Consider the following 13,220-nt stretch of genomic DNA (forward strand, 5'->3'; position numbering starts at 1 on the left):
CTGACGTTGCTTCCCTGCGTCGCCGGGCCCGCCGCCGTGGTCGGTCTGGCGGCCCCTGCGCGCATGAACGCAACCACGCAGGGTCGCGGACAACCGCTCACATCGGAGGACGAAATGAAGCGCATCGGCATCATCGGGGTGGGCGAGATCGGGCGAGCCATCGTGATGGGCCTGTGCGATGGAGGCGGCGCATCCCCGGAGGTGTTCCTCTCGCCCCGCGGGGCCGGCACGGTCGCGGAGTTGTCCGAGCGTTACGAGAGCGTGCGGGTGTGCGCCGGCAACCAGGAGGTGGTGGACCGCTCCGACGTGGTGATCATCGCCGTCCGACGCCAAGACCGGCACGAGGCGCTCGCCGGCCTGCGCGTGGACGACGACAGGATCGTGGTCAACGTGATGGCCGGCGTCGGCAACGACGACCTGCGCCGGACACTGGCCACCGAGGCCCCGCTGGTGCGGGCCATTCCCCTGCCCGCCATCCGCGAGCGCCGCTCCGTCACGGTGACGTGCCCGTCGCACCCGGTCGTGGACGCTTTGTTCGAGCACCTCGGCGGAGCGCTCCCGGTCGCGGACGAGGCGGCCTTCAACGTCTTCTCCGCGCTGACGGGAACGCTGACCACCCACTATTCGTACCTCGCCACGCTCACGTCGTGGGCGATCGGCCACGGCATCGGCCCGGACGACGCGGAGGGCTACGTTCGCAGCCTCTTCCAGGGCGTCGGCCGCGCGCTGAGCGACGAGACCCGCTCCCTGCAGCGGATCGCGGCCGACCACGAGACCCCGAACGGGAACAACGAACGCATCCGCACCACCTGGTTCACCCCCGCCAACGCCGAGGCTCTGGAACAGGCCCTCGACGCCCTCCTCACCGACCTCGGATAGCGGAGAAGGCAGGGCGAGCATGACCTTGGGCAACCGCGAGATCAGACCCGGTCGTCTTCGCGAATCGCCTGCTTGAGGACGGGATGGTTGGCGCGGAAAACGCCGTGCGGGTCGCGGGAGCGCTTCAGTTCGCGCAACCGGGCGAGGACCGGTTCGGTGAAGGCGTCGGCGGCCGTCTCCTCGGGGGTCAGCAGGGTGTACGGCTTGCGGCCCGCCATGATGTCCTCGAACCGCCCGACGATCTCGGCCTGCCTGGCACGGACGGCGCGCGCACGGTCCGGGTCCGGTCCGGAGCCGACCATCTGGAGGAGGTACGGCTCGGGCAGGGCTCCGCTCGCACCCGTGCCCGGCTCCGCCAGCGCGCCGGACAGGTGCCGGATCTGGACGGAGATCAGCGGGTCGATCGGCTCCGTGGCCAGGCCCTCGTCCAGGCGGGTCAGCAGTTCCGCGCGGGGCAGCGAGGCGGCCGGGGCGGTCGGCTCCGCGGCGATCCCGCCGAGGTCGGGCACCGCGACGATCCCGCGATCGTCGCTGATGGCGCCGTCGATCCCGTCGATGCCGCGCACCAGCGCCGCGCCCTCGCGCGGGTCGCCCAGGAAGGTCAGGTCCAGCGCCACCATCGGCGGGGCGCCGGGGAATCCGAACCGGTTGAACCAGACGGTCAGCTCGCGCGGCGCCCCGTCGGTGAGCTTCCGGAAGAGCTCGAACACGGCGCCGGCGCGTTCCTGCGGCCAGATCACCCGCCCGCCGTACACCGAGGGCGCCGGGTGCAGGGCGAACTCCAGTGACGTCACCAGCGCGAAGTCACCGCCGCCGCCCTTCAGTCCCCAGAACAGGCCGGGGTCGGACGCGGCGCTCACCCTCGTACGGTCGCCGTCGGCATCGACGATGTCGAAGGCGCGCACGCTGTCGGCGGCCCAGCCGTACCTGCGGCCGAACCAGGACAGGCCGCCGCCCAGCGTGTACCCCACCACGTTGACGACGGGCGAACTGCCGGCCAGGCCCGTCAGGCCGTGAGGCCCGACCGCCGACAGCACGCTCCCCCAGTTCACCCCGGCTCCGACGCGGGCCACCCGTTCCGCCGCGAGCACCCGCAGGCCGTCCAGGCGGCCGGTGCGCAGCAGGATCGCGCCCTCCACGTCGCCCGAGGCATCGTGGCCGCCGGCCTGGGCGGTCACCGCCAGGCCCGATCGCCGCGCGTAGCGGACCAGCGCGGCCACGTCCTCGGCGTCCTCGGCCTCCACCACGGCCGCCACGGGCTGGTCGACCGTCAGGTTCCAGGCCTTCCGCGCTTCGTCGAAGCCCGCGTCGCCGGGCCCCAGCACCCGCCCCTTGATCACTTTCCGCATGTCCGCGCTCGTCATCTCGCTCCCCCTCCACGGCGGCGGGATCCGGGCGTCCGCCGGTCTCCGCCGTCCAGCTAACTTACTAAAATGCTAGCTTCCTTGCAGAGGTAACGTGCGGAGAGTGAGCGCAGCGGCGACCTGGTGGCGGCTTCGGGGCCTGGACGGCCTGGAGCTGATGCGGGCCCACTTCGTGCGGCACGCGTTCTCCCGCCACGGCCATGAGACCTTCGCGATCGGCGTGGTGCAGTCGGGCGCCGAGGACATCTGGTTCCGGGACGGCACCGAACGCGTCGGCCCGGGCGGCCTGGTGTTCATCCACCCCGAGGAGATCCACACCGGGACCGCGCCCGACCGCGGCGGCTGGCATTACCGGGTGCTCTACCCGGCGGCCGAGGTCATGGCCGGGCTCGCCGGGACGCGCGGCACCCCGCGCTTCCGCGAGCGGGTCGTCTACGCCGCCGATCTGGCCGACCGGTTCGTCGAGGCGCACGCCGCCACCGAGACCGAGGACGCGCTGACGGCCGAGACGCTGACGCGCCTCGCCCTGGCCACCCTGCTCCGCGGGTACGGCGCGGCCCGCGCCCCCCGGTCAGCGCGCTCGCCCAAGGGACCGCACACCACCAGGGCGCGCGAGATCCTGCACACCCGGATGGCGGATCCGCCGGGTCTCGACGAACTCGCGGCCGAGGTCGGGGTCGGCCCGTTCACGCTGCTGCGATCGTTCCGGGACGCCTACGGGCTTCCGCCGCACGCGCTGCTCATCCAGCTGAGGGTTCTCGCGGCGCGCCGGCTGCTGGAACGCCGCGTGCCTCCGTCCGGGGTGGCGACCGCGGTCGGCTTCTTCGACCAGGCGCACCTGACCCGTCATTTCCGCAGGGCCGTCGGTGTGCCACCGGGCGCCTACCAGCGGGCCGTCGGAGCGCAAGATCGTACAAGCCGCCCGACCCATTGACCTCGTAGGTTCGCGCCCATGCGAGAAGACACCGAGACGCCCCTACGGAGCCTGCCGCTGGAGCCGGACCGCCAAGCCGTTGAGGCGATGGGACGCGCCGTCCTCGACCGGATCGCCGCCTTCACCCGGACCATCGCGGACGCGCCCGCAAGCCGCTACGACGGCGTGGAAACGGTCGTCGAGGACATGCTGCGCCCGCCGCCGGAGGAACCGGGGGAGCTGCACGCGCTGCTCGACGCGTTCGAGGCCGCAGCGCGGCAGGGGGTGGACACCGCGTCCCCCGGCTATCTCGCCTACTTCCCCGCGGGCGGGCTGGTCAGCTCGGCCATGGCCGAGTTGCTCGCGCAGGTCTACAACCGGTTCACCGGGGTCGCCGAGCTCGCCCCGGCCCTGGTCGCGATGGAGCACGGCGTGCTGCGGTGGCTGTGCGACCGGTTCGCACTGCCGCCGGGTTCGGTCGGCATCACCACCACGGGCGGCTCGATGGCTACGCTGACCGCGCTGGTCGCGGCACGCCACGACCGGCTCGGAGACGCCATCGCCACCGGCACTCTCTACGTCACCGAGCACACGCATTTCTGCGTGGAGCGCGCCGCGCGGATCGCCGGGATACCCGACGACCACGTGCGGATCGTGCCGACCGAGGGACTGCGCATGGACCCCGCGTCGGCACGGCACATGATCCAGGCCGACCGCGCCCAAGGGCTGCGGCCCTTCCTGCTGGTCGGCACCGGCGGCACCACGAGCACCGGGACGGTGGACCCGCTGCCCGAGCTGGCCGCGCTGGCCCGCGCCGAAGACCTCTGGTTCCACGTGGACGCCGCGTACGGCGGCGGCTTCCAGCTCACAACGCGCGGCCGCGCGCGGCTCAGCGGAATCGAGCACGCCGACTCCATCGTCCTCGACCCGCACAAGAGCCTGTTCCTGCAGTACGGAACGGGTGTCCTGCTGATGCGGGACGCCGAGGCGCTGGCCTCGGCGCACCGCGGCGGCGGCCACTACGTCCAGGACGTGCGCACGGTCCAGGACCTTCCCGACTACGGCTACCTCGGCCCCGAGCTGACCCGCGACTTCCGCGGCCTGCGGCTGTGGCTCCCGCTGCACCTTCACGGCGTCGCGGCGTTCCGGAGCGCGCTGGACGCCAGGCTCGACCTGGCCCAGCACGCCTATCGGGACCTGGCCGCCGATCCGCTCCTCGATGTGCCGTGGGGGCCCGACCTGACCGTCGTGACGTTCCGGATGCGCGGGGACAACGAGCGCAACCGCGGGCTCCTCGAACGGATCAACGCGTCCGGGTGGTTCTTCCTCTCCAGCACGCGCGTCCACGACAGGCTGCTGCTCCGGCTCAACCCGACGAGCCACCGGACCGGCGCGGACACCGTCCGGCAGGTGCTCGACCTCATCCACGACCAGGCCCGGAAGAGCACCGCCGACTGACGGACCACGCGTCACGTCCCAGGACGCGTGGCCGCTGTCCGCGGGGTCAGCGGGCGGGCGTGCGCGGGGCGTTGTACTCCTCGTCGGTGACCTTGTCTCCCCAGACCGTCTCGGGGACGTCCGGATCGCCGGTGCCCTCCCACAGCGCGAGGTGCTCCATGAACGCGTCCGGCGCGGCGCCGTGCCAGTGCTCCTCACCCGGCGGCGTGTAGATCGTGTCTCCGGGACGCGCCTCGATGATCCCGCCGCCGCGGGCCTGGACGAGCGCGACACCGGAGACGATGTGCAGGGTCTGGCCCAGCGCGTGCGAGTGCCAGTCGGTCCGGGCGCACGGGGCGAAGCGGACGAGGTTCAGGCGGGCGCGGGACGGCTCCTCCCCCGCGTAGTACACGTCCCACCAGACGTCTCCGGTGAACCACTCGGCCGGTGCCTTGGCCGACGGCCGGCGGTCGAGGACTTCCATGTCTCCCCTTTCGGTCCCCCCGCCGCGCGGGTCAGCGGGGGACGAGTTGCAGCGTGGTGTCGCGCGGTCCGGGCCTGGTCATCGGCTCGGCCCACGGAGTGGTGCCGTACTTGGCCAGGTAGGCGGCGTCGATCCGCTCGTTGGCGGCCGGGTCGGCGGCCTCGGCGAAGGCGACGTCCCTGGTCAGCCCGGCGGCGGTGATCCGGCCGCGGTGGGTGCCGCCGGCGGTGCGGTACCAGCGGCCCTGCGGGCCGTTGACCGACCGGACGAACAGGTCGTCGCCGTCGCGGACGATCCAGATGGTGGTCGGCGGGCGCAGCGTGCCGTCGCCGTTCTCGGGCGCGATCTGGATCTCCTGGGCGTCGCCGATGCGGTCCAGGTCGTCGGTGCTCCATGTGGTCATGCCGCGGTGGTTCCCCCTGATCGCAGCGATGTGCGCGGTTTGACGGCGATTTGGCGTTGTTCAGGGACGCAGCAGGGTCTTCACGGCCCGGCGCTCGTCCATGGCCCGGTAGCCCTCGGCGGCGTCCTCCAGGGGCAGGGCGAGGTCGAAGACCTTGCCGGGGTCGATCTCCCGGTTCCAGATCAGGCCGATCAGCTCGGGCAGGAACCGGCGCACCGGGGCGGGCCCGCCGTGCAGGTGCACTCCGGAGAAGAACAGCTCCTCGCCGGGCAGTTCGACGCCGTGGGCGACGCCGACATAGCCGACGTGGCCGCCGGGACGGGTCGAGCGGATCGCCTGCATCATCGACTCCTGGGTGCCGACCGCCTCGACGACCGAGTGCGCGCCGAGCCCGTCGGTGAGCTCCTTGACGTCGGCGACGCCGCCGGCGCCGCGCTCGGTGATGACGTCGGTGGCGCCGAACTCGAGGGCGAGCTTCTGGCGGTCGGCGTACCGGCTGAAGATGACGACCCGCTCGGCCCCGAGCCGCCGGGCGGCCAGGACCGCGAGCAGCCCGACCGCGCCGTCGCCGACGACCGCGACGGTCTTGCCGGGTCCGGCCTCGGCGGCCACCGCGCCGAACCAGCCGGTGCCGAGCACGTCGGAGGCGGCCAGCAGGCCGGGGACGAGGTCGGCGTCGGGCATGCCGGGGGTGGCGACCAGGGTGCCGTCGGCCAGCGGGACGCGGGCGTACTGCGCCTGCGTGCCGATCGCCCCCATCGGCTCGGCGTGCACGCACCGGGACTGGTATCCGGCCCGGCAGATCGCGCAGGTGTTGTCGGAGGCGAAGAACGACCCGATGACGAAGTCGCCGGGCTTGACGTTCTCCACCTGGTCGCCGACCTGCTCGACCACGCCGACGTACTCGTGGCCCATCGGCTGGTGCTCGACCTTCTCCACGCCGCGGTAGGGCCACAGGTCCGAACCGCACACGCACGCCGCCTCGACGCGGATGACCGCGTCGGTCGGCTCGATGATCCGCGGGTCGTCGCGGTCCTCCACCCGCACGTCCCCGGGAGCGTGCATCACTACACCGCGCATGCTTCCACTTCCTTGGTCTGGTGTGTCCACGTTCTGCTTCCACGGCCGTCAGGCGGCCACTACCCAGCAAAGACGCTGGTCAGCCCGGCAGGAAGGCACTGGTGAAAGGTGTACTGGCAGGGCACCCCTGGCGGCCGCGGGGCCGCCTAGCCTGGAAGGCGTGGACCAGCGCAGCGAAGTCCGTGAGTTCCTGACCTCCCGCCGGGCCAGGATCACCCCGCAGCAGGCCGGGCTGCCGTCCTACGGCACGCGGCGGGTGCCCGGCCTGCGCCGCGCCGAGGTCGCCCAGCTCGCCGGCGTCAGCGTGGAGTACTACTCCCGCCTGGAGCGCGGCGACCTGTCCGGCGTGTCCGACCACGTCCTGGACGCCCTGGCCCGCGCCCTGCGGCTCGACGACGAGGAGCGCATCCACCTGGAGGACCTGGCCCGCGCGGCCGGGCCCGGGCCGCGCCGCCGGCGCCGCTCCGCCCCGCAGCGGGTACGGCCCACGGTGCAGCGGATGCTGGACTCCATGACCGACGCGCCCGCGATCGTCATGAACGGCCGCGGCGACATCCTCGCCACGAACCTGCTCGGCCGGGCCCTGTACTCCCCCATGATCGACGCCGCGCGCGGCAGCACCCCCAATCACGCCCGGTTCATCTTCCTGGACCCGCGCTCCCGCGAGTTCTGGGGCGACTGGGAACGCGCCGCCGACACCACCGTCGCCCTCCTGCACGCCGAGGCCGGCCGCGACCCCTACGACAAGGAGCTCACCGACCTGATCGGCGAGCTGTCCACCCGCAGCGACGACTTCCGCGCCCGCTGGGCCCGCCACGACGTCATCCAGCACCACATCGGCGCCAAGCCCGTCCACCACCCCCTCGTCGGCGAACTCCACCTCACCTACGAGTCCCTGGACCTGCCCGCCGACAACCTCACCCTCGTCGCCTACGGCACCGAGCCCGGCGGCGACTCCGAGGACAAGCTCCGCCTCCTGGCCAGCTGGGCCGCCGGCCAGGGCGACCGCGCCGGCACGGCCCGCGCCGACCGCGAAAGCGCGCCGCGCAGGGAATCGGACGCCTGACGCGCCGCGGCCGTCACTCCTGGACGCAGCCGCGTTCGGACGGGCTCAGGCCGAAGGCGTTGTGGCTGAAGCGCTGCCGGTAGGTGGTGGCCGACAGCCCGTAGTGGGCCCGGAAGCGGCGGGCGAAGTAGTTCTGGTCGGCCCAGCCGACGGCCTGGCCGATCTGGGTGATCGACTGGTCGGTGTGCAGCAGCAGCGAGGCGGCGGTCTCGACGCGGTGCTGGGCGAGGTAGGCCATCGGCGGCAGGCCGGTGGTGGTCTTGAAGATCCGCACCAGGTAGCGCGGGGACAGGTGCAGGTGGTCGGCGAGTTCGGTGAGCGTCCACCGGTGCGCCATGCGCGCCTCCAGCAGCCGCATCGCCTGCGCCACCGCGGGATGGGCGGCGCCCGACCCCGGCGCGCGGTGCTCGGCGACGGCCCGGGCCAGGTGGCTGAGGAACAGCGTGAGGCGGCCGATGATGTCGCCGCGGTGGTGGTCGATGCTCTGGCGGCTGAGCCGGTCGAGGGCGTCGAGGTGAACGATCGACGCTTTGAGCGCTTGTGCGTCGAGCCGCGTGGTGAGCATGCCGCGGCGCTGCATGGAGTTGGGCGCGGTCCACAGCAGGTATCCCAGCAGCGGGTCCTCGCGGGTCCAGGCGAGCTCGCGGTGCAGCAGCTCGGTGCTGAAGCAGCAGTTGTACAGGTCCAGGTCCTGGCAGTCCTCGTAGCCGTGCCAGACCCCCGGCCGCAGCAGGATGACCTCCCCGACCTCCAGGTTCCTGCGCCCGTCGAGGGACCGGTGCCTGCCCCGGCCGCCGGTGACCACGGCGATCTCCATGAAGCTGTGCGTGTGGACCGAATGGTCTCCCTGGTGCAGGTAGTGGCCTGCGTAGGCCAGGGAGCCGTCGGTGAAGTACAGCAGTCCCTTGGCCGTCCCGACGGGCGGTTCCTCCATGCCGGGCACCCTAACCCCTCCGCGCACCCATGAGGTGGGGTGAACATCGTGCTACCGCAGGACCATTCCGGGCTATCGGCGCCCCTGGTCGCGGGCGCACGATCCCTCACTAACCGGTGACGTGGTTCACCGGTCCGCAACGAGTTCGTCATCCGCCGTGCGCCGCGCGCACGGCGCTGGGAGGTGCTGATGTCCGCGCGACGTGCCAAGGGGGTGCCACCTGGATGGTTCGCGCTCCCCGCCCTGGTCCTGTACGCGTTCGTGGTGCTGGTGCCGAGCGTCAAGGGAGCGGGGTTCGCCTTCACCGACTGGGACGGGCTGAACCCGGCCAAGCACTTCGTGGGGCTCGGCAACTTCCGGCAGATGTGGTCCGACCCGGCGGCGCGCGGTGCGCTCCGGCAGACGCTGATCATCGCGGTGGCGATCACCGTGGTGCAGAACGCGCTGGGGCTGGCGCTGGCGATGGGCGTGCACAGCCTGGTCAAGAGCCGGTTCGTGCTGCGGGTGCTGCTGTTCGCGCCGGCGGTGATGACGCCGGTGGTCACCGCGGCGCTGTGGAAGTACATGCTCGCGCCGGACGGGGCGATCAACGGCCTGCTGGACGGCATCGGCCTCGGGTCCTGGCAGCAGAACTGGCTGGGCGAGGGGAACCTCGCGCTGGGCAGCGTGATCGGCGTGATCGTCTGGCAGTTCGCCGGCTACTCGATGGTCATCTTCCTGGCGGGCCTGCAGGGCATCCCGGCCGAGATCTCCGAGGCCGCCGCGGTGGACGGGGCGGGCGCCTGGCAGCGGTTCCGCAGCATCGTGCTGCCCCTGCTGGCACCGGCGATGACCATCAACCTGATGCTGTCGATCATCGGCGGCCTGAAGCTCTTCGACCAGGTGTGGGTGATGACCGCCGGCGGCCCCGGCAACTCGACCGAGACCCTGTCGACGCTCATCTACAAGAACGCCTTCCAGTTCAACGAGTACGGCTACAGCGTCGCCATCGCGATCGTGCTCACGGTCTTCGTCGCGATCATTTCCAGCGGCCAGTACGGGCTGCTGCGGCGGCAGGAGAGGTCGGCCCGGTGAACCGCTATTCGGCGCGCACCCTGCTGCGCGAGATCCTGATGATCGCGGTCACCCTGGTGATGGCGTTCCCGCTGTACATCCTGGTGAACCTGTCGCTGCGCGATCCCCACGACGGCTCGTCGGTCATCATGCCGACGACGTCCCCGACCCTGCGCAACTACGCCGACGCGTGGCGGGACGCCGGGCTGGCCGGCGCGATCGTCAACAGCGTCATCGTCACCGCCGTGAGCGTGGCGTTGATCGTGGTGCTGTCGGCCATGGCCGCCTACCCGCTCGCGCGGGTGACCGCCCGCTGGTCGCGGTGGCTGTTCTGGCTGGTCATGCTGGGGCTGCTGCTGCCGTTCCAGCTCGCGCTGCTGCCGCTGTACCAGACGATCCGCGACCTGCACCTGCTCGGCACGCTGTGGTCACTGGTGCTGTTCTACAGCGGTCTCCAGATCCCTTTCGCGACCTTCCTGTACGTGGGGTTCCTGCGGGCTATCCCCCGCGATTACGAAGAGGCCGCGCTCATCGACGGCGCCCAGCCGATGCAGGTCTTCTGGCGCGTCCTGTTCCCTCTGCTCCGCCCCATCACCGGGACGGTCATCATCCTCAACGCCATCTTCGTCTGGAATGACTTCTTGACTCCTTTCCTTTATCTCAGCGGCAGCGACCAGCAGACCATTCCGGTCGCCATCTTCGGTTTCCTCGGCCAGTACGTCTCGCAGTGGAACCTGGTGTTCGCGGGCCTGGTCCTGGCGATGCTGCCGATCCTGGCCGTCTATTTCGTCATGCAGCGGCACATCATCAAGGGCTTCGCCGGAGGACTGAAGGGATGACCGTGCCCCCGATCACCGTGTCGCTGACGCCTTACGGGCTCACCTGCGAGCAACTCGACGAGCCTCTCGGCCTGGACGAACCGACGCCCCGCCTGTCGTGGAAGCTGCGATCGTCGCGGCGAGGCGATGCCCAGAGCGCCTACCGGCTCACCGTCGCGCTGGCGGAAACCGACCTGGACGAGGGCCGTCTCCTCTGGGACACCGGCCGCGTGACCAGCCCTGACACTCTCCTGATCCCCTATGACGGGCCGCCGCTGCACTCCTCGACCCGCTACCACTGGCGCGTCACCGTCTGGGACGCGCGCGGCGAGCAGACCGCCGACGCCGATTCGTGGTTCGAGACCGGACTCTTGCACCCGGACGAGTGGAAGGCGGCGTGGATCGCCCGCGATCGGGACGCGGCACCGCCGCAGGATCCCCCGGCCGTCGAGGACCGCACGGAGCGCACCCGCCACCTGGAACCCTGCCCGCATCTGCGGCGCGCCTTCACCATCGACAAGCCCCTGGTGCGAGCCCGCGCGTACGTGAGCGCGCGCGGCCTGTACGAGCTGCGGTTGAACGGCCGCCGGGTGGGCGACGCCGAACTCGCCCCGGGATGGACCGAGTACCGGCATCGCGTCCTGTACCAGACCTATGACGTCGGTGACCTGCTGCGCGAGGGCGACAACGTGGTCGGCGCGGTGCTGGCCGACGGGTGGTGGAGCGGCTTCGTCGGCTTCGACTCGCGGCGGCACGCCCAGCACTACGGCGAGGCGCCGCAGCTGATCGTCCAGTTGCTGCTGGACTTCGCCGACGGATCGCGCCGCTGGATCCTGTCGGACGGCGACTGGCGCGAGCACGCCGGGCCGATCCGGCACTCCGACCTGCTCATGGGCGAGTACGTCGACGCCCGCCGCGAGCTGACCGGCTGGGACGAGCCCGGCTTCGACGACGGCGGCTGGCGTCCGGTCGTGGTCGCAGGCACCGACACCGCCGTGCTGCGGGCCGCGCCCGACCGTCCCGTCCGAGTGCTGGAGGAGCTGCCCGCCCGCTCGGTGGAGCGCCGCGCCGACGGCCGGTTCATCGTCGACCTCGGGCAGAACATGGTCGGACGCGTCCGGCTGACCGTCCGCGACGCCCCGTCCGGCAGCCGGATCCAGCTCCGGCACGCCGAGATCCTCGACGGCGGCGATCTGTACGTCGACAACCTCCGCACCGCCGAGGCCACCGACGTCTACGTGACCGCCGGACGCGACGTCGAGGTGTTCGAGCCGCGCTTCACCTTCCACGGCTTCCGCTACGTCGAGGTCACCGGTTACCCCGGCGACCTGGCCGCCGAGGACGTCACCGGACGCGTCCTGCACAGCGACACCCCCTGGACCGGCGAGTTCGCGTGCTCGGACGACACCGTCATGCGGTTGCAGTCCAACATCCGCTGGGGGCAGCGCGGCAACTTCGTGTCGGTCCCGACCGACTGCCCGCAGCGCGACGAGCGGCTCGGCTGGCTGGCCGACGCGCAGGTGTTCCTGCCCACCGCCTGCCGCAACGCCGACGTCGCCGCGTTCTTCGCCCGCTGGATGCGCGACGTGGTCGACGCCCAGCACCCCGACGGCGCGTTCCCCGACGTCGTCCCGGAACTGTGCATGACCCGCGAGGGCGCGCCCGCCTGGGGCGACGGCGGCGTGATCATCCCCTGGCACCTGTACCGCGAGTACGGCGACCGGCGCGTGCTGGAACGCAGCTTCCCGGCCATGAAGGCGTGGGTCGACCACGTCCACCGCGACAACCCCGACCTGATCTGGCGGCACGGCGTCGGCAACCACTACGGCGACTGGCTCCAGGTCAACGCCGAGACCCCGCGCGACGTCCTGGCGACCGCCTACTTCGCGCGCAGCACCGAACTCGTCGCCAGGACGGCCGAAGTCCTCGGCGCCGAGCACGACGCCAAGCACTACGGGGCTCTGCACACCGCCATCCGGGACGCGTTCATCGACGCCTTCGTCGACGCCGACGAGGGTCGCGTGGCGGGCGAAACCCAGACCGGCTACCTGCTCGCCCTGGCTTTCGGCCTGCTCCCCGAACGCGCCGTCCCGGCGGCCGTGGACCGCCTCGCCGCCGACATCGAGGCCCGCGACCACCACCTGACCACCGGCTTCGTCGGCGTGGCGCTGCTGTGCCCGGTCCTCGCCGCGCACGGCCGCCACGACCTGGCCTACGCCCTGCTGCATCAGGACACCTATCCGTCCTGGGCGTACTCGATCCGGCACGGCGCCACCACCATCTGGGAGCGCTGGGACGGCTGGACCGAGGAGCACGGCATCAAACCGCCCGCGATGAACTCCTTCAACCACTACAGCCTCGGCTCGGTCGGCGAATGGCTGTACGGCGGCGTCGCCGGCATCGGCCAGCCCCCCGGCTCGGTCGCCTACCGCGAACTCCGCCTCGCCCCCGCCGTCGGCGGACGGCTGACCTGGGCCCGCGCCCGCCAGGAGACCGCGCGCGGAACCGTCGAATGCGGCTGGTCCCTCGAAGCGGGACGGCTGCGGCTCCAGGTCACCGTCCCGCCCGGCGCCGACGCCACGCTGACCGTGCCGACCGGGGCTCCCGACGGTGTGGCCGAAGGCGGCGCGCCGTTGTCGGCCTCCGAAGACCTCCACGTCGTCGAGCGTTCCGACCGTTCCGTGACCGTCCGCCTGCGCGGCGGCCACTACGACTTCAGTGCGACGCCCCCCGCCGCCGACCCATCCCCGTCCCCGGTCCTGGCCCAGGACCAGCCCACCCCCTGAGGA

General features: G+C 72.0%; 12 protein-coding genes. 7 read left to right on the forward strand and 5 right to left on the reverse strand.

Annotated features, from left to right (window positions below; translation table 11 throughout):
• Positions 1-114 precede the first annotated feature (114 nt).
• Positions 115-879, forward strand: a complete 765-nt coding sequence (locus QP089_RS19230; protein WP_285913041.1) for an NAD(P)-binding domain-containing protein — start codon at positions 115-117, stop codon at positions 877-879.
• A 41-nt stretch (positions 880-920) separates the two neighbouring features.
• On the opposite strand, the gene QP089_RS19235 is transcribed toward QP089_RS19230, so the two are convergent.
• Complete coding sequence (locus tag QP089_RS19235) at positions 921-2,243, reverse strand: FAD-binding oxidoreductase (RefSeq protein WP_285913042.1); 1,323 nt, start codon at positions 2,241-2,243, stop codon at positions 921-923.
• Positions 2,244-2,346: 103 nt separating this feature from the next.
• On the opposite strand from QP089_RS19235, the gene QP089_RS19240 reads away from it, so the two are divergent.
• Both QP089_RS19240 and QP089_RS19245 read left to right on the forward strand, forming a co-directional pair.
• Positions 2,347-3,177: an AraC family transcriptional regulator gene (locus QP089_RS19240; protein ID WP_285913044.1), complete on the forward strand. Its 831-nt coding sequence runs from the start codon at positions 2,347-2,349 to the stop codon at positions 3,175-3,177.
• Positions 3,178-3,195: 18 nt separating this feature from the next.
• Positions 3,196-4,614, forward strand: coding sequence for a pyridoxal phosphate-dependent decarboxylase family protein (locus tag QP089_RS19245; protein WP_285913045.1), 1,419 nt, complete (start codon positions 3,196-3,198; stop codon positions 4,612-4,614).
• A 46-nt stretch (positions 4,615-4,660) separates the two neighbouring features.
• Here QP089_RS19245 and QP089_RS19250 read toward each other — a convergent pair whose 3' ends face one another.
• From QP089_RS19250 to QP089_RS19260, 3 genes are read right to left on the reverse strand one after another with little or no spacing between them, the layout of a single operon-like run.
• Complete coding sequence (locus QP089_RS19250) at positions 4,661-5,077, reverse strand: (R)-mandelonitrile lyase (protein WP_285913046.1); 417 nt, start codon at positions 5,075-5,077, stop codon at positions 4,661-4,663.
• Between the two features lie 31 nt (positions 5,078-5,108).
• Entirely contained in the window at positions 5,109-5,480 is a 372-nt protein-coding gene (locus QP089_RS19255; RefSeq protein WP_285913047.1) for a DUF2255 family protein, read from the reverse strand.
• Positions 5,481-5,540: 60 nt separating this feature from the next.
• Positions 5,541-6,560 (reverse strand): zinc-dependent alcohol dehydrogenase family protein, encoded by a 1,020-nt coding sequence (locus tag QP089_RS19260; RefSeq protein ID WP_285913048.1) that lies wholly within the window; start codon positions 6,558-6,560, stop codon positions 5,541-5,543.
• Between the two features lie 160 nt (positions 6,561-6,720).
• On the opposite strand from QP089_RS19260, the gene QP089_RS19265 reads away from it, so the two are divergent.
• Positions 6,721-7,626 (forward strand): helix-turn-helix transcriptional regulator, encoded by a 906-nt coding sequence (locus QP089_RS19265; protein ID WP_285913049.1) that lies wholly within the window; start codon positions 6,721-6,723, stop codon positions 7,624-7,626.
• A gap of 13 nt (positions 7,627-7,639) precedes the next feature.
• Here the strand turns inward: QP089_RS19265 and QP089_RS19270 are convergent, their stop codons facing one another.
• The gene (locus QP089_RS19270; RefSeq protein WP_285913050.1) at positions 7,640-8,560 is read right to left on the reverse strand and encodes an AraC family transcriptional regulator; all 921 of its coding nucleotides are present in this window, start codon (positions 8,558-8,560) and stop codon (positions 7,640-7,642) included.
• 189 nt (positions 8,561-8,749) lie between these two features.
• Between QP089_RS19270 and QP089_RS19275 the strand changes: the two genes are divergently transcribed.
• From QP089_RS19275 to QP089_RS19285, 3 genes are read left to right on the forward strand one after another with little or no spacing between them, the layout of a single operon-like run.
• Entirely contained in the window at positions 8,750-9,634 is an 885-nt protein-coding gene (locus tag QP089_RS19275) for a carbohydrate ABC transporter permease (protein WP_285913051.1), read from the forward strand.
• Positions 9,631-10,452, forward strand: a complete 822-nt coding sequence (locus QP089_RS19280; RefSeq protein WP_285913052.1) for a carbohydrate ABC transporter permease — start codon at positions 9,631-9,633, stop codon at positions 10,450-10,452. Before QP089_RS19275 ends, QP089_RS19280 begins: the two co-directional genes overlap by 4 nt.
• Positions 10,449-13,217: an alpha-L-rhamnosidase gene (locus QP089_RS19285; protein WP_285913053.1), complete on the forward strand. Its 2,769-nt coding sequence runs from the start codon at positions 10,449-10,451 to the stop codon at positions 13,215-13,217. Before QP089_RS19280 ends, QP089_RS19285 begins: the two co-directional genes overlap by 4 nt.
• The last annotated feature ends 3 nt before the right edge of the window (positions 13,218-13,220 follow it).

It is taken from the genome of Actinomadura opuntiae, assembly GCF_030283205.1.
Classification (GTDB): Bacteria; Actinomycetota; Actinomycetes; order Streptosporangiales; family Streptosporangiaceae; genus Spirillospora.